The organism is Diaphorobacter aerolatus, assembly GCF_014489535.1.
Taxonomy (GTDB): domain Bacteria; phylum Pseudomonadota; class Gammaproteobacteria; order Burkholderiales; family Burkholderiaceae_C; genus Diaphorobacter_A; species Diaphorobacter_A aerolatus.
Genome location: NZ_CP060783.1, coordinates 1,696,389 through 1,715,898, shown reverse-complemented (window position 1 = coordinate 1,715,898; position 19,510 = coordinate 1,696,389). Strand labels below are relative to the sequence as shown.

The 19,510-nt window shown below is 63.3% G+C and carries 18 protein-coding genes, 1 tRNA gene and 1 pseudogene; 13 read left to right on the top strand and 7 right to left on the bottom strand.

Annotated features, from left to right (window positions below):
• The first annotated feature begins 21 nt into the window (after nucleotides 1–21).
• Together H9K75_RS08000 and H9K75_RS07995 are read left to right on the top strand one after the other, a co-directional pair.
• Nucleotides 22–957, top strand: coding sequence for a bifunctional enoyl-CoA hydratase/phosphate acetyltransferase (locus tag H9K75_RS08000; RefSeq protein WP_187725368.1), 936 nt, complete (start codon nucleotides 22–24; stop codon nucleotides 955–957).
• A 92-nt stretch (nucleotides 958–1,049) separates the two neighbouring features.
• Nucleotides 1,050–1,373 carry a hypothetical protein gene (locus H9K75_RS07995; RefSeq protein WP_187725367.1) on the top strand — a complete coding sequence of 108 codons (324 nt, stop codon included), beginning with the start codon at nucleotides 1,050–1,052 and terminating at the stop codon, nucleotides 1,371–1,373.
• A 13-nt stretch (nucleotides 1,374–1,386) separates the two neighbouring features.
• On the opposite strand, the gene H9K75_RS07990 is transcribed toward H9K75_RS07995, so the two are convergent.
• The gene (locus H9K75_RS07990) at nucleotides 1,387–2,274 is read right to left on the bottom strand and encodes a LysR substrate-binding domain-containing protein (protein WP_187725366.1); all 888 of its coding nucleotides are present in this window, start codon (nucleotides 2,272–2,274) and stop codon (nucleotides 1,387–1,389) included.
• A gap of 127 nt (nucleotides 2,275–2,401) precedes the next feature.
• On the opposite strand from H9K75_RS07990, the gene H9K75_RS07985 reads away from it, so the two are divergent.
• Both H9K75_RS07985 and H9K75_RS07980 read left to right on the top strand, forming a co-directional pair.
• On the top strand, nucleotides 2,402–3,088 hold the full coding sequence (locus H9K75_RS07985; protein WP_187725365.1) for an FMN-dependent NADH-azoreductase: 687 nt from the start codon (nucleotides 2,402–2,404) through the stop codon (nucleotides 3,086–3,088).
• Between the two features lie 140 nt (nucleotides 3,089–3,228).
• On the top strand, nucleotides 3,229–4,170 hold the full coding sequence (locus H9K75_RS07980) for a Bug family tripartite tricarboxylate transporter substrate binding protein (RefSeq protein ID WP_404826436.1): 942 nt from the start codon (nucleotides 3,229–3,231) through the stop codon (nucleotides 4,168–4,170).
• Nucleotides 4,171–4,213: 43 nt separating this feature from the next.
• Here H9K75_RS07980 and H9K75_RS07975 read toward each other — a convergent pair whose 3' ends face one another.
• Nucleotides 4,214–4,693: a VOC family protein gene (locus H9K75_RS07975; RefSeq protein ID WP_187725363.1), complete on the bottom strand. Its 480-nt coding sequence runs from the start codon at nucleotides 4,691–4,693 to the stop codon at nucleotides 4,214–4,216.
• A gap of 210 nt (nucleotides 4,694–4,903) precedes the next feature.
• Here H9K75_RS07975 and H9K75_RS07970 point away from each other — a divergent pair, with 210 nt between their 5' ends.
• The 7 genes from H9K75_RS07970 to H9K75_RS07940 all read left to right on the top strand — a co-directional run bounded on the left by H9K75_RS07970 (nucleotide 4,904) and on the right by H9K75_RS07940 (nucleotide 12,298).
• On the top strand, nucleotides 4,904–5,959 hold the full coding sequence (locus H9K75_RS07970) for a LacI family DNA-binding transcriptional regulator (protein WP_187725362.1): 1,056 nt from the start codon (nucleotides 4,904–4,906) through the stop codon (nucleotides 5,957–5,959).
• A complete protein-coding gene (locus H9K75_RS07965) occupies nucleotides 5,956–6,966 on the top strand; it encodes an ABC transporter substrate-binding protein (RefSeq protein ID WP_187725361.1) in 1,011 nt (336 codons plus the stop codon). Before H9K75_RS07970 ends, H9K75_RS07965 begins: the two co-directional genes overlap by 4 nt.
• A 40-nt stretch (nucleotides 6,967–7,006) precedes the next feature.
• Nucleotides 7,007–7,822: an ABC transporter permease gene (locus H9K75_RS07960; protein WP_187725360.1), complete on the top strand. Its 816-nt coding sequence runs from the start codon at nucleotides 7,007–7,009 to the stop codon at nucleotides 7,820–7,822.
• Between the two features lie 29 nt (nucleotides 7,823–7,851).
• Entirely contained in the window at nucleotides 7,852–8,658 is an 807-nt protein-coding gene (locus H9K75_RS07955) for an ABC transporter permease (protein ID WP_187725359.1), read from the top strand.
• Complete coding sequence (locus tag H9K75_RS25470; protein WP_187725358.1) at nucleotides 8,648–9,691, top strand: ABC transporter ATP-binding protein; 1,044 nt, start codon at nucleotides 8,648–8,650, stop codon at nucleotides 9,689–9,691. Before H9K75_RS07955 ends, H9K75_RS25470 begins: the two co-directional genes overlap by 11 nt.
• 17 nt (nucleotides 9,692–9,708) lie before the next feature.
• Nucleotides 9,709–10,533 carry a phosphodiesterase gene (locus tag H9K75_RS07945; RefSeq protein ID WP_226858600.1) on the top strand — a complete coding sequence of 275 codons (825 nt, stop codon included), beginning with the start codon at nucleotides 9,709–9,711 and terminating at the stop codon, nucleotides 10,531–10,533.
• 88 nt (nucleotides 10,534–10,621) lie between these two features.
• Entirely contained in the window at nucleotides 10,622–12,298 is a 1,677-nt protein-coding gene (locus H9K75_RS07940; protein WP_187725356.1) for a Na/Pi cotransporter family protein, read from the top strand.
• 69 nt (nucleotides 12,299–12,367) lie between these two features.
• Here the strand turns inward: H9K75_RS07940 and H9K75_RS07935 are convergent, their stop codons facing one another.
• The 4 genes and pseudogenes from H9K75_RS07935 to H9K75_RS07920 form a co-directional block, all read right to left on the bottom strand.
• A complete protein-coding gene (locus H9K75_RS07935) occupies nucleotides 12,368–13,264 on the bottom strand; it encodes an ABC transporter permease subunit (RefSeq protein ID WP_187725355.1) in 897 nt (298 codons plus the stop codon).
• Nucleotides 13,257–14,045, bottom strand: coding sequence for a taurine ABC transporter ATP-binding protein (locus tag H9K75_RS07930; RefSeq protein ID WP_187725354.1), 789 nt, complete (start codon nucleotides 14,043–14,045; stop codon nucleotides 13,257–13,259). The genes H9K75_RS07935 and H9K75_RS07930 overlap by 8 nt, the downstream gene beginning before the upstream one ends.
• Before the next feature lie 94 nt (nucleotides 14,046–14,139).
• A complete protein-coding gene (tauA, locus tag H9K75_RS07925; RefSeq protein WP_187725353.1) occupies nucleotides 14,140–15,156 on the bottom strand; it encodes a taurine ABC transporter substrate-binding protein in 1,017 nt (338 codons plus the stop codon).
• Between the two features lie 364 nt (nucleotides 15,157–15,520).
• Nucleotides 15,521–16,941, bottom strand: a pseudogene (locus H9K75_RS07920) (FAD-dependent oxidoreductase).
• 333 nt (nucleotides 16,942–17,274) lie between these two features.
• Here H9K75_RS07920 and H9K75_RS07915 point away from each other — a divergent pair.
• Nucleotides 17,275–17,676, top strand: a complete 402-nt coding sequence (locus tag H9K75_RS07915; RefSeq protein ID WP_187725352.1) for a nuclear transport factor 2 family protein — start codon at nucleotides 17,275–17,277, stop codon at nucleotides 17,674–17,676.
• 18 nt (nucleotides 17,677–17,694) lie between these two features.
• Here H9K75_RS07915 and pdxR read toward each other — a convergent pair whose 3' ends face one another.
• On the bottom strand, nucleotides 17,695–19,224 hold the full coding sequence (pdxR, locus tag H9K75_RS07910; protein WP_226858599.1) for a MocR-like pyridoxine biosynthesis transcription factor PdxR: 1,530 nt from the start codon (nucleotides 19,222–19,224) through the stop codon (nucleotides 17,695–17,697).
• A 178-nt stretch (nucleotides 19,225–19,402) separates the two neighbouring features.
• Between pdxR and H9K75_RS07905 the strand changes: the two genes are divergently transcribed.
• Nucleotides 19,403–19,479 (top strand) — tRNA-Arg (locus H9K75_RS07905).
• Nucleotides 19,480–19,510: the final 31 nt, after the last annotated feature.

The window sequence follows — 19,510 nt, the reverse complement described above, 5'->3', positions numbered from 1 at the left end:
CCCGGACTGGAGACTCCCACCATGGCTTCCATCCTCACGCCCGACGCCCCCGCCAAGCCGCGCCCACACCTGGACCGCCTGATTGCAAGCGCGCGCGCCAAGGGCGCCATTCCGGTGGCCGTGGCCTACCCGTGCGATGCGGGATCGCTCCACGCGGCCATGCAGGCGGCGCAGGCCGGGCTGATCGTGCCCTTGCTCGTCGGCCCGAAGGAGCGCATCGAAGCCGCCGCGAAAGAGGCCCGGCTCGACCTGAGCCAGACCGCAATCCACGCCACTGCCGATGATCCACGTGCCGCCGCCGCGCAGGCCGCAGCATTGTGTGGCAACGGCACGGCCAAGGCGCTCATGAAGGGCAGTCTGCACAGCGATGAATTGCTTGGCGCGGCCGTCGCCAGGGAAGCCGGCCTGCGCGGCAGCAGGCGCGCCAGTCACGTGTTCGTGATGGACCTGCCCGGCATGGAGCGGCCGCTGCTCATGACCGATTGCGTCGTCAACATCTTCCCCGACCTGATGGTCAAGCGCGACATCGCCCAGAACGCCATTGAACTGGCCAAGGCCATCGGCATCGAAACACCGCGCGTCGCCATCCTCTCGGCGGTGGAGACGGTGAACCCCGCGATCCCAGGCACCGTCGATGCCGCAGCCCTCTCCAAAATGGCCGATCGCGGACAGATCACCGGCGGCATCGTCGACGGCCCGCTCGCCTACGACAACGCGATCTCGCTGCGCTCCGCGCAGAACAAGGGCATTCACTCGGAAGTTGCGGGACACCCCGATGTGCTGCTCGTGCCCAGCCTCGAAGCCGGCAACATGATCTACAAACAACTCGTCTACATGGCCGACGCCGAGTGCGCGGGTCTGGTGCTCGGCATGCGCGTGCCGATCATCCTCACCAGCCGCTCGGACTCGGTCGATGCGCGGATTGCCTCGTGCGCGCTGGCGGTGCTGGCGAGTTGAGCCTGGAAGACGCTCCGCTATTTTTCTGCCGGTTGATCCGGTGGCCGACTTTCGCGCATACCATTGCCTCATTCCAGCAGCAGTGATCGTCCATGAGCATCGTCGTCTTCTACCTGCGCAACCAGAGCCCGGAAGGCGCGGCACCCGCATGGCAGCCCGAATGCCTGCACTTCAGCGACAAGCAGATGAGTGAGGCGTTGAAGCAGTGCCAGTTGCTGCGCGCCGATGCTCACAACGCCCACGTCACCATCTCGTCCGAAATGCGCGAGATGGTCGGGCCCATGGGCGTGAGCGCGGTGGAGGAGGGCAGGACGCCCGATGGCCAGGACTACGAATGGAGCAAGGCCGGTCGCGCAGGCAAGAGCCGCAGGAACGCAAAGGAGCCGCCCAGGTCGCGCGAGGACATGGATCGCTGATTGCGCACAGGCCTTAGCGGGATGAGACGGAACGCGCGCACGCCAGCAGCCATTCGCTCACCCGCTTGACCTCCTCTCTCTCGGCCACCTGTCTTGATCGAACCAGTGAGTAGCTCATTGCCTGAAGCACCGGCCCAGGCATCTGCTTGAGCAGACCCAGATCGAGCTCCTGCTGAACCAGTACACGACTGAGCAGCGCCATTCCCTGTCCGGCAACGGCGGCCTGTATCGCGTGGCTTTCTTCCGAAAAGCGGATGCCTGCCTGAAGCCTTGCGGAATTCAATCGCGCGGCGCGGGCCCAGGCCTTCCACGTCAGATCGACGGGCATCTCGCGTTGCCATTCGAAGTGGATCATCGGCCATAGCTCGGGCTTGCCGCGTTTGCCCCGGGCCATCGCGGGGCTGGCTACGGGCACGAATTCGTCGGCCAGCAGGGCGCTCACTTCAAGTCCCTTGTATTTGCCCAATCCGTATCTCACCGCGAGATCGACGGATCCGGCCTCCAGATTCACCGGGTCGTTCGTCGCCTGCAGATGCAGATCGATGTCCGGATGCAGGGCCTGAAACTGCGCAATGCGTGGCACCAGCCATTTGCTGGCAAACGCCGGTGTGGTGGAAACCGTCACGCAGGCTCGCTGGGGCTTGCGAAAGCGCTCCACGGCGCGGTTGATGGCATCGAAGCCGCTCCGCACCGCCAAATGAAGTTCCTCGGCCTGCGGCGTGAGTTCCACCGCGCGCACCTTGCGGATGAAGAGCGGGCGCTGCAGCGACTCCTCCAGCACACGAATCCGGTGGCTGATCGCTGTGGGCGTGACAGACAGCTCGTCGGCGGCGAGCTTGAAACTCTTGAGCCTTGCTGCGGCCTCGAACGCGCGCAACGCGGAGAGGGAGGGAAGTGGCATCGTCGGTCCCTATGGATGAAATGGAATCAACTATAGAGTGGCGAATTCTCGTTTGTCAAAGCGGGCTTCATGGATCAACATGAATCATCCATGGACCATGCCTCTCAAATTTCAACCGGGAATCTCAATGACCAACACCCTGCTTCATATCGACTCCAGTGCCCGCAAAGACAACTCACTGCTGAGCGAGCACGGATCGCACACCCGACGCCTCACCCAACGTTTTGTCAATGCATGGATTGCCGCGCAGCCTGGCGCCCGCGTCATCCGGCGTGATGTCGGGACGCAGCCGCCGCAGCCCGTCTGCGCACGCTGGATCCATGCCGCGTTCACGCCCGAGGCAGCGCGCGAGGAGTGGATGCGAGAGCAACTGCGGGCCAGCGACGAACTGGTTGACGAGTTGCTTGCCGCGGACGTGATTGTCGCGGGCGTGCCGATGTACAACTTCGGGCCACCTGCGCAGTTCAAGGCGTGGATCGACAACATCGTTCGCGTCGGACGCACCTTCGGCTTTGATCGCAATCGCGAGGGCGATCCATACTGGCCGCTGCTGGCGGGCAGTGGCAAGCGCCTCGTGTTGCTGTCCTCGCGTGGCGACTTCGGTTACCACGCGGGTGGCCGCATCGCGCACATGAACCATGTGGAGCCGTCGGTGCGCACCGCGTTCGCCTACATCGGAGTCACGGATTTCCACAGCATCGCGGCGGAGTACGACGAATATGGCGGCGAGCGGCAGAGCGCATCGCTTGGGCATGCGGAGAGTGCGGTGGATGCGCTCGTCGCCAGGCTGCTGGCATCTGCTCCCGTACTTTGAACAGCGACCCAGAGTGGGCTATTCTCCCGGTTCCCATTTCGCAGAAGACCAGAGGATTCGAGATGAAGAAGACTGCTCCAGCCGCCGCCACCACCCCCATCCATTTTTCACGCCGAGCGTTTGCCTTGGTGTCTTGCGGCATGCTTGCGGCGACCACCTTGAGCAGCATGTCGCAGGCGCTGGCGCAGACGGGCCACTGGCCCACCAAGCCCATTACCTTCGTCGTGCCTCAGGCTCCTGGCGGTGCCAATGACGTGATCGCTCGTGCCGTGGCGCAAGGTCTCGAGAACACGCTCGGCCAGCCGGTGATCGTGGAAAACCGACCCGGTGCCAACGGCAATCTTGGTACCAGCCAGGTCGCGCGCAGCGCGCCAGACGGCAACACCTGGCTCGTGACCGCACAAAGCGCGTACATCATCAATCCCGCGTTGTATGCATCGATTCCGTTCGATCCGGTCAAGGACTTCACCCCCGTCATGCAACTGGCCGTCGCGCCGTATCTGCTGGTGGTGAATCCCAAGTTTCCCGCGAAGAATCTGGACGAACTGGTCGCCTATGCGAAGGCGAATCCGGGCAAGGTCGAGTTCGCGTCTGCGGGCAATGGCACGCTCAATCATCTGCTCGGCGAGATGCTCAAGACGCAAAAGCAGATCGAGTTGCTGCACGTGCCCTACAAGGGCGCTGCGGCCGCTGCCACCGATGTGGTGGCCGGACAGTTGCCGATGACCTTCGGCAGCTTTCCCGGCGTGATGCCTTTCGTCACCAGCGGCAAGCTGCGCGTGCTGGGTGTCGCTTCCGACAAGCCCACCTCGCTCGCACCCGAAATCACGCCGCTCGGCAAAGAGCTGGCGGTGACCTCCTGGTACGGCCTGTTTGCCCCGGCAGGCACGCCCGCGTCCATCGTCAACAAGGTGCACGATGCGGTCGTCAAGGTGCTTGCCACGCCGGCCATGCAGGATCGGCTCAAGGGCCTTGGCGCGGAAACCGTTCAGTCCGATCCGCAAAGTTTCAAGGCATCGCTGCCCGGCGAACTCGCATACTGGAAGAAGGTGGTGAAGGACTCGGGCGCGCGCATCGACTGAAGTCTCGACGCGGCGCTTGTCTCGCATCTGCCCGGCGCCGTCGTCAGCCTCTTCTTGCTTTTTCCAGCGTCGCGATATCGAGCTTCTTCATCGTCATCATCGCGTCGAACATGCGTTTGCCTGCCGCGCGATCCGGATCGGTGAACGAGGCGAGCAGCATGCGCGGAGTGATCTGCCACGAGACACCCCAGCGGTCGCGGCACCAGCCGCAATCGCCCTCTTCGCCGCCGTTGCCGACAATGGCGTTCCACAGGCGATCAGTCTCTTCCTGATCTTCGGTGGCGATCTGGAACGAGAACGACTCGTTGTGTTTGAAATACGGGCCGCCGTTGAGTCCGACACACGGAATGCCTGCCACGGTGAACTCCACCAGCAGCGGATCGCCCTGCTTGCCGTCGGGGTAGTCGCTGGGTGCGTGGTGCACCGCGCCCATCTTGCTGTCCGGGAAAGTGCGCGTGTAGAACTCCGCGGCTTCCACCGCGTTCTTTTCGTACCAAAGACAGACAGTGTTCTTGCTGATCATTCGTGTCTCCCAAAAAAGTGCGATGCACCGGATGCGACCTCATTTTCCGCGCATTGGTCCCGGTTGCCATCCCCCTCTTTCACACCGTCACAACTGCGCGGTGGCTCAGCGGGTAATCCCTTGCCCGCTTCTGACACGTGTTCGTCATACTGCGCTGATCCAATGTAATCGTTTACAGAAAACCGAACGATCACGAAAGAGCATCGCACCATGCGCATACAGGACGTTGCCAAGGCTGCTGGCGTTTCGATTGCCACCGTGTCACGCGCCTTGAACGCATTGGACAAGGTCACGCCCGAGACACGCGAGCGCGTTCGGCAGGTTGCCGCCGAGCTGGGTTACACGCCGAACGCCAGCGCGCGCACGTTGCGCACGCAGCGCAGTTGCGTGATCGGCGTGGTGCTGCCGACGCTGCTCAACCCGGTGTTCGCCGAATGTCTCGAAGGCATTGCGGCAACGTCCGCCGCTGCGGGTTATTCGATCCAGCCGTTCACGACCGAGTACCAGGTGGAGCGCGAAGATCAGGCCGTGAAACGCCTGCTGGCGGCGAACGTGGACGGCATCATTCTCGTGGTTTCCAACCCCGGTAGATCGAGCGCGCTGCAACGCCTGATCGCCGTGCGTCTGCCTTATGTGCTCGCCTACAACCAGCACGCAAGGCACCCCTGTGTCGGCGTGAACAATGAAAAGGCGGTTCGCGAATTGATCGCCCATCTCACGGCGCTCGGGCATGAGCGCATCGCGATGGTCAGCGGCATGCTCAAGGCCTCGGATCGCGCCAGGCAGCGGTATCGCGGCTACCGCAACGGCATGAAGCGGGCGGGGCTTGCGGAGCTGCCGCTCATCGAGGTGCCGTTCGTCGAAACCGCAGTGCAGGAGGTCGTCACGCAGCTTGTCGATGCGCGGCTGCGCCCGACCGCGCTGGTGTGCTCCAACGATCTGATTGCGATTCGCTGCCTGCGCGCTGCACACCTTGCGGGTTTGTCGGTTCCCCATCAGATCAGCATCACGGGCTTCGACGGCATTGCGCTCGGTGAAGACCTCACTCCCATGCTTGGCACGATTGCCCAGCCCAACGCGGACATCGGTAGGCACAGCGTGGAGCTGCTGGTGCAGGCGATTGCCGCGGGTAAGCCGCCCGCAGCGCCCGCCAGCATCAAGCTCGCACACCACTTTCGCGCGGGCGAATCGTGCGCGCCAGCGCCGCGCACGTCCCTTTCAACCCATCCATCACCTCTTACCAGACGTTTAAGGAGCCTTCGATGAAATCGCGACTTCAAACCTTTGCGCGCGCCGCAGCGTTCACTCTCGGCCTGGCCGCGACCAGCGTCTTCGCGCAAACCGCCATTTGCTACAACTGTCCGACCGAATGGGCCGACTGGGGAACGCAGATCAAGGCCATCAAGGCAAAAACCGGCGTAACCGTTCCACCCGACAACAAGAACTCCGGCCAGTCGCTGGCGCAGTTGGTCGCCGAAAAGGCCAGCCCGGTGGCCGATGTGACCTATGTGGGCGTGACCTTCGCCTACCAGGCGATCAAGGAAGGCGTGGTGCAGCCCTACAAGCCTGTGCTGTGGAACGAGATCCCCGATGGGCTCAAGGATCCGGCGGGCAACTGGTTCGCCATCCACTCGGGAACGATGGGTTTCATGGTGAACGTGGACGCGCTGGGCGGAAAGCCCGTGCCGAAGTCATGGGCCGATCTGCTCAAGCCGGAATACAAGGGTCTCATCGGCTATCTCGACCCCGCATCGGCCTTCGTGGGCTATGTGGGCGCTGTCGCCGTGAATCAGGCTCGCGGCGGCACGCTCGACAATTTCGGACCGGCCATCGACTACTTCAAGCAGCTCAAGAAGAACGACCCCATCGTTCCCAAGCAGACTGCCTATGCGCGTGTTCTTTCCGGCGAAATCGCCATCCTGCTGGACTACGATTTCAACGCTTACCGCGCCAAATACAAGGACAAGGCCAATGTGCAATTCGTGATTCCCGCCGAGGGCAGCGTGATAGTGCCGTATGTCATGAGTCTCGTGAACAAGGCGCCGCACGCAGCGGACGGCAAGAAAGTGCTGGATTTCGTGCTCTCCGACGAAGGGCAGACCATCTGGGCGAACGCCTATCTGCGTCCGGTGCGCAACATTGCCATGCCCAAGGACGTGCAGTCGCGCTTCCTGCCAGCGAGCGAATACGCACGCGCCAAGACCGTGGATTACGACAAGATGGCCGCAGCGCAGAAGAACTTTTCGGATCGCTATCTGAAGGAAGCGCAATAGCAAGACCGGCGAACGTTCAAACGACGGATGGAGTGAACCCATGCGGTCAGGATTCGGACCCTCGCGCCCGCTGCTGCTGGCCTGCGCGGCACCGGCGGCGGCGTTCTTCGCCGCGTTCTGGCTGTTGCCGGTTGCCAGGCTGCTGGCGCTTCCGGCCAGGGATGGCTGGGCGACCTACTTCGTGGTGCTCACCAATCCGCGCTATCTGCAAAGCCTGTTGCAGACGCTGGGCCTGTCGCTCGCGGTGACCTTCGCCACCTTGTTGATCGGCGCGCTCGTGGGAATCACGCTCGCGCGCCAGCGCTTTCACGGGAGGCAGTTGCTGCTGTCTCTGCTCACGCTGCCGCTTTCGTTTCCGGGCGTGATCATTGGCTTCTTCATGATTCTGCTCGGTGGTCGGCAGGGCGTGCTCGCCGACATCAGCAACTCGCTTGGATGGGGACGGGTCACGTTCGCCTATGGACTGCTCGGGCTGTTTCTCGCCTACCTGTATTTCTCGTTGCCGCGCGCGATTGCAACCTACACCGCAGCCGCAGAAGCGATGGACGCGCAGCTCGAAGAGGCCGCGCGGTCGATGGGAGCATCGCGCTGGCGCGTCGCGCGCGACGTGTGGATTCCCGAGCTCGCACCGACCACGCTCGCCTGCGGTGCCATCGTGTTCGCGACCGCCATGGGCGCGTTCGGCACGGCGTTCACCTTGTCTGCCAAGTTCGAGGTGCTGCCGATCACCATCTACAACGAGTTCACCAACTACGCCAATTTTTCGCTCGCGGCCAGTCTCTCGATTGCGCTCGGTGTGATCACCTGGGCGGTGCTGTGGCTGTCGCGACGCGCGTCCGGCAGCGCGGCGATCTGAACACGAAAGAAAGGCGGCATATGCAGAAGATGCAGACATTGCGAAACGCCCGGCAGGCACCGCTCTCGCTGATGCTGCTGACGGCGCTCGTGGCAGTGTTCATGATCGCGCCGATAGCGCTCTCCGTCATGGCAGGTCTGGTCAACAACTACAGTGCCGGAATCAAAAGCGGTTTCACCACGCGCTGGCTGCTCGAAGTCTGGGATACCTACGGTAATACCGTCGCGTGGTCGCTCGCGATTGCCGCGATCTGCGTGATCGGCAACCTGCTGATCGGCGTACCCTGTGCTTACATGCTGGCACGCAGCCGATCACGATGGGCGCGAGGGTTCGAGGAGTTGCTCACGCTGCCGGTGGCCGTGCCGGGACTTGCGAGTGCACTCGCGCTGATTCTTGCGTATGGAACGCTCCAGGGTTTTCGCCAGAGCTTTGCGTTCATTCTGGTCGGTCACATGGTATTCACGCTGCCCTTCATGGTGCGCACCGTATCGTCTGCGCTGCAAAAGCATGAACTGCTGGCGCTCGAAGAGGCCGCGCGTTCGCTCGGCGCGAGCTTTGCGCAGCGCTTTCTCGGCGTGCTGGTGCCGGCCGTGCTGCCGGCCATCATCGCCGGTAGCCTGATGGTGTTCACGCTCTCCGTGGGTGAATTCAACCTCACGTGGATGCTGCACACGCCGCTCACGCGCACGTTGCCCGTAGGTCTCGCCGACAGCTACGCGTCGATGCGCATCGAGGTTGGCTCCGCCTACACGCTGGTCTTTCTGTTGGTGATTTTGCCCGTGCTGTGGGCGCTTCAGGCCATCGGCACGCTGATCGGAAAACATCATGGAAATTGAACGCACGCGCATCGACATCGCCAACTGCGCGAAGACTTATGCCGACGGCACGCGCGGGCTGCTGCCCACCGATCTGGTGGTCGAGCCCGGCGAGGTGCTCGCGCTGCTGGGGCCCTCGGGTTGCGGCAAGACAACGCTGCTGCGCCTGATCGCGGGGCTCGAGGCGCCCGACGTCGGCAGCCGCATCCGCTTCGGCAGCACCGACGTGACCCAGGTTCCCATCGAGCAACGCAACGTCGGCATGGTGTTTCAACACTACGCGCTGTTCCCGCAGATGTCGGTGCAGGCCAATATCGGCTACGGGCTCAGGATTCGCGGCACGCCCGAAGCCGAGCGCCAGCGCATCGTCGGCGAACTGGTCGATCTGGTGCGCCTCAACGGGTTGGAGAAAAAGCGCCCCGCCGAACTCTCGGGCGGACAGCGCCAGCGCGTGGCCCTTGCGCGTGCCGTGGCGGCCAGGCCGCGCGTGCTGTTGCTGGACGAGCCGCTGACCGCACTCGATGCCAAGCTCAAGGAATCGCTGCGTGATGAGCTTGCCGATCTGCTGCGCCGCCTGCACATCACCGCCGTGCACGTCACGCATGACCAGCAGGAGGCGCTGGCGATTGCCGACCGTCTCGCCGTCATGCAGGCAGGGCGCATCGTGCAGGTGGGCGATGGCGAGACGCTGTATCGCACGCCCGCTCATCCGTTCGTCGCTTCGTTTCTGGGGCGCGTGAACCGATTGGCGACATCGGCCAACGGCATGCTCGATCTCGGGGGCGTGAGCATGCAGGGGCCGACCATGGCATCTTCGGTGCTGGTCAGGCCCGAAGACATCGAGATCGGCAATCCTCAGTCCGGCTGGGGCCGCGCCGAGGTGCAGCGGCGCAATTTCCTCGGCGACCGCGTGCAACTCACGCTGGACGTCGCGGGACAGGGCACACTGTTGGCCGACGTGGAACGCGACCATGCGGCGCGCGAGGGCGAGGTGGTGGGCATCCGCATCGCGCCCGAACATCTGATGCCCATGCTGGAGACCGATACCCGATGAACGATCACAAACGCGACATGACCCTGCTGCTGCAGCTCTCGGACCCGCACATCCGCGAGCCGGGCCGCCTAGCCTACGGCCGCATCAACACCGCGCCGTATCTCGCGCAGGCCGTGCAGACGATCCTGCGCCAGCCGCAGCGGCCCGATGCGATCGTCATCACCGGCGACCTCACCGATTTCGGGCGCGCGGCCGAGTACGAGCACCTGCAATCGCTGCTCGCGCCGCTGGCTGATGTCGCGCTGTATCTGCTGCCCGGCAACCACGATGAACGGCAGCAACTGCGCGCGAGCTTCCCCGCGCATGCGTATCTGGGCAATGGCGAGTTCGTGCAATACAGCGTGCCGATCGGCGATCTGCAACTCGTCACGCTCGACACCGTCACGCCCGGTGAAAGCCACGGCACGCTGTGCGCGCGACGTCTTGAATGGCTTGCGGCCGAGCTTGAACGGCAGCGCCACAAGCCGGTGGTTATCGCCATGCACCACCCGCCGTTTCGCACGCTGATCGGCCACATGGACAAGATCGGCCTGCTCAGCGGTGCGGCGGAACTCGAGGCCATCGTCGCGCGCCATCTCAACGTGGAACGCGTGATCTGCGGTCACCTCCACCGCAGCATCCAGGTGCGCTTCGGCGGAACGATTGCATCGACCGTGCCATCGCCCGCGCACCAGGTGTGCCTCGATCTCGACCCGGACGCCGCTTCCGCGTGGACGTACGAGCCGCCAGCCTATGCGCTGCATGCGCTGCCCAAGGGCGGGCGGCTGGTTTCGCATCTCGCGGCCAGTGGCGCTTTCGAGGGACCGTTTCCGTTTCACGACGGTGGCAAGCTGATCGACTGAACCGCATCCTGGCGCGATTTCACGTGCATTGCGAACAAAAATCCGCAAAGGACACACAACTGTCACATGGTTGTAGACTCGAAAGACAGTGAAGCATTTGTTGAATCTTTTAGCCGCCATCGCGCTACTGGTGTGGGGAAGCCACCTGGTGCGGACCGGCGTGCTGCGCGTTTTTGGCGCTAACCTCCGGTCGCTTCTGGCGCGCAGCATGGGCAACCGCTTCACGGCGGCGCTGTCCGGCATGGGTGTCACGGCGTTGGTGCAGTCGAGCACCGCGACTTCGCTGATGACCTCGTCCTTCGTCGGCCAGGGCCTGATCGCGCTGCCGGCAGCGCTGGCCGTGATGCGCGGCGCGGACGTCGGAACGGCGCTGATGTCGGTGCTGTTCTCGACCGACCTTTCGTGGCTCTCGCCGGTATTCATTCTGGTGGGCGTGATCCTGTTCGTGACGCGCCAGGCGAGCACTGCAGGCCGCGTCGGGCGCGTGCTGATCGGGCTCGGGCTGATGCTGCTCGCGCTCGACATGGTGGTGCAGGCCAGCGAGCCGATGCTCGCGTCGCCGGTGATCAAGGCGATGCTCAGCTCCATCAGCAGCGACATTTTCATGGAGCTGGTGATGGGCTGCGTGCTCGCGGTCGTGGCCTATTCCAGCCTGGCCATCGTGCTGCTGATCTCGGCCATGGCGGCGTCGAACGTGGTGCCGGTGGATGTGGCGCTGGGTCTGGTGCTGGGCGCGAATCTGGGCAGCGGCCTGTTGGCCGTGATGACCACGGCCAAGTCGTCCGTCGAGGTGCGGCAGGTCACCGTGGGCAACATGGTGTTCAAGGTGTTGGGCGTGATCATCATGACGCCCTTCATCGGCGCCTGGATGAGGTATGTGCAACCGCTGCTGCCCAACGTCGGACAGAGCGTGGTGCTGTTTCATCTGGCCTACAACATCATCATCAGCGTGGGATTCATCGGCTTCACGCAATGGGTCGCCGAGCTGATGACCCGGCTGATGCCCAAGCCGGTGGACAACAAGCCGCGGCGGCCGCAGCATCTCGATCCCTCTGCGCTCTCGACGCCGTCGCTCGCCATTTCCTGCGCGGCGCGCGAGGCGCTCTATCAGGCCGACGTGGTGGAGACCATGCTCACGGGCATGCTCGACGTGATCGAGAAGAACGACCAATTGCAGGCCGAGCGCATCCGCAAGATGGATGACGAGGTGGACCAGCTTTACTCGGCCATCAAGTACTACCTCACCAAGATTTCGCGCGAGGCGCTGGGTGAAGACGAGAGCCGACGCTGGGCGGACATCATCAGCTTCACGATCAACATGGAGCAGATCGGCGACGTCATCGAGCGCGTGATCATCGACATCGAGGACAAGAAGATCAAGAAGGGCCGCAAATTCTCCGATGCCGGTATGGCCGAGATCGCCGAGCTGCATGGCCGCCTGGTCCGCAACCTGCGGCTTGGCATGAGCGTGTTCCTGAACGGCAACGTGCGCGACGCCAAGCGCCTGCTGGAAGAGAAGGTGCGCTTTCGCGACCTCGAGCGGACCTACTCCACGACCCACTTGGCGCGCCTGTCGGACAACACCGTGTACAGCATCGAGACCAGTTCGTTGCACATCGATCTGATCAGCGACCTCAAGCGCATCAACTCGTTGATCTGCTCGATTGCCTATCCGATCCTCGAATCCGCAGGGGAGCTGGTTCCAAGCCGCGTCAAGGCGATCAACGAAGCGGCTGCCAACGCCGCCGAGCACAGCAACGCCTGACATCGCCGGATAGAGAAAAGGGCGGCTAAAACTGCAGCCGCCCTTGCTTACCACCCCATCATTTTCTGGTCACATACGTCCCTTCCACGGGACCAGCCGCTTCTCCACCCACCGCATGAACAAGTCGAAAACATAAGCCACCACACCGATCACGATGATGCCCATGATCACGATGTCGGTGCGCAGAAAGTTCGATGCATTCAGCACCATCTGGCCGAGGCCGACATTTGCGGCCACCATTTCCGCGGCGACCAGCGTTGTCCAGCCGAAGCCGATGGCGATGCGCATGCCCACCAGAATGTCCGGCAGCGCGGCGGGAATGATCACGTAGCGGATCACCTGCCAGTAACTCGCGCCCATGGAGTAGGCCGCATTGATCTGCTCCTGCGCGGCGCTTCGCATGCCAGAGCGCGCGGCGAGCGCGAGCGGTGCAAAGCAGCTCAGGAAGATCAGCAGAATCTTGGGCGTCTCATCGATGCCGAACCAGATGATGATCAGCGGCAGATAGGCCAGCGGTGGCAACGGACGATAGAACTCGATCGGCGGATCGAAGACGCCGCGCGCAATGCGCGACATGCCCATGGCGATGCCGAGCGGCACGGCCACGATGAAGGCGAGCCAGAAGGCCACGGTCACGCGCAGCAGGCTTGCGGAGAAATGCTGCCACAGCGGCTTGTCGTTGGCCTGCCCGGTCAGGTATTCGTAGAACTGCTGGAACACCGCCTGCGGGCTTGGCAGGAACAGCGGTTTGACCCAGCCCAGATTGGTCGCCGCAAACCACAGCGACAACAGCACGGCCACGGTCACGATGCTGATGCCGACGCTCGAGCCTTCGCCGGGCGTCTTGAAACGGCTGGTTTTGACGGGCCCCTTGGGTTGCGATGGTGGCGTCTGCTGCGGGCTCACGCGCACGGCCTTGTGGGTGCTGGCTTGAGGAATCTGGTCCAGCGTGGCAACTTCAGACATGGGCAGGCTCCCGGTGGTGAATCAGGCTCAGCACCTCTTCGCGCAATTTGATGAAATCGGGACGCGACTTGACCGTGCGGGCATCGCCGGTACGCAGGAATTCGTGACAGAAGGGCATGTCTTCATAGACGTGCGAGATGCGGCCCGGGCTCGGGCTCATCACGATCAGGCGGCTGGCAAGAAACAGCGCCTCTTCGACCGAGTGGGTGATGAAGAACACCATCTTGTGGGTGGCCTTCCAGACCTTGAGCAGAATCTCCTGCACCTGTTCGCGCGTGAACGCATCGAGCGCACCCATGGGCTCGTCCATGAGCAACAACGCGGGGTCGTTGGCGAGCGCGCGTGCAATCCCCACGCGCTGCTGCATGCCGCCCGAGAGCTCATACACCGCGCGCTGGGTGTAGTTCTGAAGCCCCACCAGGCCGAGTTTTTCCTCGGCGATCTGCATGCGCGTCCTGTGGTCGACGCCGCGCATGCGCAGGCCGAGCGCGACGTTGTCCACCACGTTCAGCCAGGGCATGAGCGCATGCTTTTGAAACACCACGCCCTGATTGGCGCCAGGGCCGTCGATGGGCTTGCCGTCGAGCAGAATTTCGCCGCTCGATGGAGCCAGGAATCCAGCCATGCAGTTGAGCAGCGTGGTCTTGCCGCAGCCCGATGCGCCGAGCGCGACGACGAAATCGCCGTCATTCATGGTCAGATTGACCGGAGCCAGGGCTTGCAGGTGTCCGCCCTTGACCTCGTAGTTGACGGTCAGCTCGCATATTTCCAGGGTAGGCATGACAGAAGCTCTCCTTGAGACGATGTGAAGAAATCGAGAGCCGTCGCCGTCACGGATCAGCACATTCGGGCGACAGCCTGCGCGAGACGGGCAGCTACTTGCCCAGCGCCTTCTTCACATAGGCGTCGGTGACGAACGCCGAGTAGTCGGGTTTGACTTCCTGGATGCGGCCCTGGGACTTCAGAAAGGTCGCGGTGTTGGACATGGCCTTGGCCGCGCCGCCCCCGAGCCACTGCGCGGTGAGTTGCTCATCGGCGCTCGGGAACTTGTAGAGCGCCATGGCCGCAGGAACGTCCTTCGGGTCGGCCTTGCACCATTTGGCGATGGCCTTCACCTCGGCGGAGTCGGGATTCCACTTGGCCAGGTTGTCTCGCACCTGCGTGCTTGCGCGGTTCAGCGCCTTCACGAAGGCGACCATGAACTCCGGATTCTCCTGTGCGAACTTGGTGGTGACGACCACGCCCTCAAACGTCGGAAAGCCCATCTGCGCAATCGAGCCCGACGTGGCCAGCACCTTGCCCTTTTGCTTGACCTTGGCGAGCACCGGGTCCCAGACGAAGGTGCCGTCGATGTCACCGCGCTCCCACGCGGCAGCGATTTCCGGTGGACGCATGTTCATGATGTTGACCTTGCGCGCGTCCACGCCTTCCTTGCCGAGCGCGGCGATCAACTGGTAGTGCGCGGTGGAGACGAAGGGCACGCCGATGCGCTTGCCCTCCATGCCCTTGAAGTTGGTGATCCCGCTGCCATCGCGCGCCACCAATGCTTCGGCGCTGGCAATGTCCGCTGAAATCCAGAACAGCTTGATGTCCTGCCCCTGGCTCGCGGCGGCGGTCAGCGGGCTCGAACCCAGCTCGCCCATCTGCACGTCGCCCGACGCCATCGCGCGAATCACGTCGCCACCGCCCGAGAACATGCGCCAGTTGATCTTGTAGCCGGTTTCTTTCTCGACCTCGCCGGACTCCATGATCAGGCGCAGCGGCACCAGCATGTCCTGGTTGGCGAAGGTCACGGTCTTCTGCTGCGCGCCGGCGAGCCCGGGCACGCCTGCAAGCGCGAGCGCCGCTGCTGCGATGCCGACCTTCAGAACCCATCTTTTTTGCATTGTCATTTTGCTTGTCTCCATTGTTTTGAAACCAATACGTTGGAACCGAAAGTCCGCCCACAAGATCTGCCGAGCTTTCAAACTTGAATGTAGTGAGCAACACCTTCAAGGATGTAGGGCCAGTTGTCCTCTATCGTTAGGTCCAGTCGAGCACGCGAAGGCGGATCGCCGAACGGCTGTCTGCATGCCTAGCCGCTGGCGCTATGCATTTGAATGGCGCCGGTCTTTGCCAACAGTGACCTTGCGGCCTTTTGCTGCATCCGCAATAAGAGCGCTTGACGCCCGCGTGAACCGAAGTAGGTGATTTCACTGATTGGAGCCTGGTGTTCACTCAACGCACGGGGATTGCCTGGCGCCGTGCGATTCACGATCAGCCCTGTTCGTCCTGTCGGTGATACCAGTGGTAGAGGAAGCGCTGGCCCACGCGTCGAAACGGTGCAAACGCTTCCGCGCGCACCGCGTTGAAGACGTTCGGGTACTCGAGCGGCGAGTTGTAGATCGGCAGGTCGAACACCTTCAGATGCTGGCCCGCGATGCGTTGCGCCATGCGGCGGCCGGCGTGCGCGGAGAACGACACGCCATTGCCGCCATAGCCAACGGCGTAGTAGATGGCCTGCGCGGGATCGGGTTGCGTGATGCGCGGCATCATGTCGTGGCTCACATCGACCCAGCCCCACCACGAGTAGTCGATCTGTATGCCCTTGAGCGCCGGGAACTTGTGATGCAGCCCGTCGACCAGTTTGGCCATGTGCACGGGGTTGGGAGCATCCGCGCCCGTGATGGAACTGCGGCTGCCGATCTGCACGCGGTTGTCGGGCAGGCGCCGGTAGTAAAAGCGCAGCGTGCGCGTATCGGTGATCACCTGCGTGGTCTTGAAGTTGGTGGCCGCCAGCTCTTCGGGCGTGAGCGCTCGCGTGACCAGCGAGTTCGAGAGGATCGGCATGATCTTGTTGCGCAGGCTCGAGTGCAGCTTGTTGCTGGTATAGCCACCGGTAGCAAAGCCCACGGACCTCGCCTTGACGATGCCGCCGGGTGTGCGCAGGTAGTGAATGCCGCCCGCGTCTCCACGTCGAGCACGGGGCTCGCGGGATGGACCTTGACGCCGAGCGAGCGTGCCTTGCGCATGTAGGCAAACGCGAGCTTGAGCGGATGCACGCCAATGCCGTCGGGCTCGTGCATGGCACCGAAGCTGTCGGCATCGTTGACCCAGTCGTGCTGCACTTCTTCCTTGCTGAGCATTTTTGCGTCGTAGCCGAACACCTCGCGCATGAGCCGGGTCTCGTTGCGGAGAAACTCCATCTTCTTTTCGCGATGGGCGATGTAGAGATGTCCGCCGGGCTGTGGTTCGCACTCGGGAAATTCGGCGACGAGGTCCTTGAAGGTCTGGAAACCTTTGCGGATTTCGGCGTCGAGCCTGAGCGCGGTCTCCTTGCCCCAGCGCTCGATCCAGCCCGAGCGGTACAGGCGTCCGCTGGCATTCTGGCCCTGACCGCCGTTGCGGCTGGTGCAGCCCCAGGCACTCTGGTTCGCTTCGAGCACGATGGCCTTGATGCCATGCTCGCGTGCCAGAAAAAGCGCGGTGCTGAGACCTGTGAAGCCCGAGCCCACGATCACCACATCGGCCTCGACGTCGCCGTGAATCGGACCATCATCTTGCGGCGGCACGCCCGCGGTTGCCACCCAGTACGTCGGCGCGTAACCCGTGCCCTGGCCGGGCGTGGCCATGACCAGCGGGTCGTATTGCGGATCGTAGGGGCGCATGTAGCTCTCGCGCACGTCCTCTGCCTTCATGGGTCGTCTCCTTGCGCGCCGCAGTCGCTGAATGCGGGCGGCGTCATCGTTCAAATGTCGTGAAAACCGGGAAGCCAGCGCGCGTCGTACAGGCATCCGATGGCTGCGATGGTCAGCATATCGAGCCATCTGGCGGGCGGTTAGCGCCAGCGTGGAGGTATTCATAGGTCCAGACCTGCGAATTTTTTCGCCATCGAGCCGCTGGACTTAACGATAGGTGGGCCGTGGTTCTACGAAAGCGCCGCCGGCGTGCCCAACATGCCATCCATCGTTTCGTTTTGCCGTGTGCCCGCTCCGGGCCGCGGCCCATTTTTTGAAGGACAAGGAGATCCCATGAGCAGCAACGCCAACCAGCCCGATGCGCAGTTTCTGGCACGCTTTGCGCAGGCTTGGAACGATCACGACATCGACGCGCTGATGGGCTTCATGTCCGACGACTGCGTGTTCCATGCCGTCGCCGGACCGGACGCGCTGGGCAAGAGCTTTGTGGGTCGCGATCAGGTACGCGAAGGCTTCATGGCCGCGTGGGGTGCGTTCCCCGATGCGGCCTGGGTCGATGGCGACCATTGGGTGCATGGTGATCGCGGCGTCTCCGAGAGCACCTTCAAAGGCACGGCCGCCGACGGCTCGCGCGTGGAGGCTCGCATGGTCGATGTCTTCACCTTCAAGGACGGCAGGATCGCCGTGAAGAACGCTTTCCGCAAGAACCGCCCGGCGCTCGCCAAGGCGGGTTGAGTCGGCAATCCGTGGTGTTCAGACCTCGCGCATGGCCTCTGCAAGCGCCCGTATGCCGTCGGAAATCCTGTGCGTCGGGATGGACTGGTAGCCAAGTCGAACGAAGTTGCCCGGTGCGACGGAAGACTTGAAGAAGACGTCGCCCGGCTCGATCAGCACGCCGTGCCCGGCCGCGCTGCGAGCGAGCGCGAGGGCCGACACGTGGTCGGGCAATTGCACCCAGCAGGAGCCGCCGCCGCGCACCGGCGTGATGCGGCATTCGGGCAGGTAATCGTTCATGGCGGCGATCAGCGCCGTGTGCCGGTCCTTTTGTGCCTGCGCGAGACGGCGCAGTTGCGCTTCGTAGTGCCCGAGCGAAAGGAACATGGACAGGGTGCGTTGCACGAACGTGGTGGGGTGGCGAATCATCAGCCTGCGCAGCGCGCGCAGCTCCAGCACCAGCTCGGGCGCGGCGACGATGTAGCCGATGCGCAGCCCCGGTGCGAGACTCTTGGAGAGACTGCCCACATAGATCACCCGGTTGCTGCGATCCAGGCTCTTGAGCGCGGGAACCGGCTGCTCGTCGAAACTGCTTTCGCTCTCGTAGTCATCCTCGATGAGGATGATGTCTTCCTCATGCGCCATGTTGAGCAGCGCGTGGCGGCGCTCAAGCGGCATGGTCACGCCGGTCGGGCATTGGTGGCTGGGCGTGACGTAGAGATAGTCCAGATCCCGCAGATCGCCCGACAGCGGCAGTCCGTCGCCGTCGACCTGCATGAACTTCAGTTGCGAGGTGCGGCTGGAGAAGACGTTGCGCGCATCGGGGTAGCCCGGGTCTTCCATGCCGACGTGCGAATCGTCGCGCAGCAGCAGATCGCCGACCATGTAGAGCGCGTGCTGCGCGCCGACGGTGATGATGATTTCCTCGGGCGAGGCCCATACGCCGCGGCGCGGCAGCACCTTGGTCTGGATCTCGTGGATCAGGCTGTCGTCGTCGCGCGTGATGTAGTCGGGCGCCCATTGCTGGATGTCGAGCACGCTGAGCGCCTTGATGCAGCATTCGCGCCAAGCGGCCATCGGAAAGAGGTCCTTGTCGAACTGGCCGTAGAGAAACGGATAGGGATAGTCCTGCCAGTGCTGCTCCTTGACGATGCTGCGTTGCTGACTCGGGCGCAGCCACAGGCGCTGGTTCCAGTCGGCGGGGTGGATGGCGGGCTCGTCGCCTGCGGGCGCGGCGGACTGCGTCGCGGCCTTGAGCGAGCGTCCCTGCAGCACGTCGGGATGAATGAAATGCCCCTTGCGTTGGCGGCTCAGCAGAAACGCTTCCTCGGTGAGCTGCTGATAGGCCAGCACCACGGTGATGCGCCCCACGCTCAGATGGCGGGCCAGTTCGCGGCTCGACGGCACGGGGTCGCCGGGAGTCAGCACGCCCGTGAGAATGGCGCTCACGATCATCTCGCGAATCTGGCCTTGCAGGCTCAGGCCGGGCTTGGCACTGCGATGGAACAATTGCTCCCACATCGCGCCCGATGGCGTCGCCGCATGTGCAGGTGTTCTCGAATCCGTCATCGTTGCTTGCTTGTTTTTTGCATCATGGTCGAAATCCGGGGTGGCGGGCAAGCGGATTTGCACCTTGAAGCGGTCGTGCGCATCGGTGCCCAGCGAAGGGCGGCGGGGAAGTTTTTTGAAAATCCCGGCGAATTTGCCTTGGGTCGAAAAAACCCCGCTATAATTCGACGCTCAGCAAGCGGCTGTAGCTCAGCTGGATAGAGTACTTGGCTACGAACCAAGGGGTCGTGGGTTCGATTCCTGCCAGCCGCACCAAACGTCAAGCCCCAGGACAGGGATGTTCTGG

Coding starts and splice junctions, on each gene's coding strand:
- H9K75_RS07930 (WP_187725354.1), bottom strand. CDS start 14,045: ATGCCTACCCTGGAAATATGCGAGCTGACCGTCAACTACGAGGTCAAG.
- H9K75_RS07935 (WP_187725355.1), bottom strand. CDS start 13,264: ATGTCTGAAGTTGCCACGCTGGACCAGATTCCTCAAGCCAGCACCCAC.
- H9K75_RS07970 (WP_187725362.1), top strand. CDS start 4,904: ATGCGCATACAGGACGTTGCCAAGGCTGCTGGCGTTTCGATTGCCACC.
- H9K75_RS07955 (WP_187725359.1), top strand. CDS start 7,852: ATGCAGACATTGCGAAACGCCCGGCAGGCACCGCTCTCGCTGATGCTG.
- H9K75_RS07985 (WP_187725365.1), top strand. CDS start 2,402: ATGACCAACACCCTGCTTCATATCGACTCCAGTGCCCGCAAAGACAAC.
- H9K75_RS08000 (WP_187725368.1), top strand. CDS start 22: ATGGCTTCCATCCTCACGCCCGACGCCCCCGCCAAGCCGCGCCCACAC.
- tauA (WP_187725353.1), bottom strand. CDS start 15,156: ATGACAATGCAAAAAAGATGGGTTCTGAAGGTCGGCATCGCAGCAGCG.
- H9K75_RS07995 (WP_187725367.1), top strand. CDS start 1,050: ATGAGCATCGTCGTCTTCTACCTGCGCAACCAGAGCCCGGAAGGCGCG.
- H9K75_RS25470 (WP_187725358.1), top strand. CDS start 8,648: ATGGAAATTGAACGCACGCGCATCGACATCGCCAACTGCGCGAAGACT.
- H9K75_RS07965 (WP_187725361.1), top strand. CDS start 5,956: ATGAAATCGCGACTTCAAACCTTTGCGCGCGCCGCAGCGTTCACTCTC.
- H9K75_RS07960 (WP_187725360.1), top strand. CDS start 7,007: ATGCGGTCAGGATTCGGACCCTCGCGCCCGCTGCTGCTGGCCTGCGCG.
- pdxR (WP_226858599.1), bottom strand. CDS start 19,224: ATGACGGATTCGAGAACACCTGCACATGCGGCGACGCCATCGGGCGCG.
- H9K75_RS07980 (WP_404826436.1), top strand. CDS start 3,229: ATGCTTGCGGCGACCACCTTGAGCAGCATGTCGCAGGCGCTGGCGCAG.
- H9K75_RS07915 (WP_187725352.1), top strand. CDS start 17,275: ATGAGCAGCAACGCCAACCAGCCCGATGCGCAGTTTCTGGCACGCTTT.
- H9K75_RS07990 (WP_187725366.1), bottom strand. CDS start 2,274: ATGCCACTTCCCTCCCTCTCCGCGTTGCGCGCGTTCGAGGCCGCAGCA.
- H9K75_RS07975 (WP_187725363.1), bottom strand. CDS start 4,693: ATGATCAGCAAGAACACTGTCTGTCTTTGGTACGAAAAGAACGCGGTG.
- H9K75_RS07945 (WP_226858600.1), top strand. CDS start 9,709: ATGACCCTGCTGCTGCAGCTCTCGGACCCGCACATCCGCGAGCCGGGC.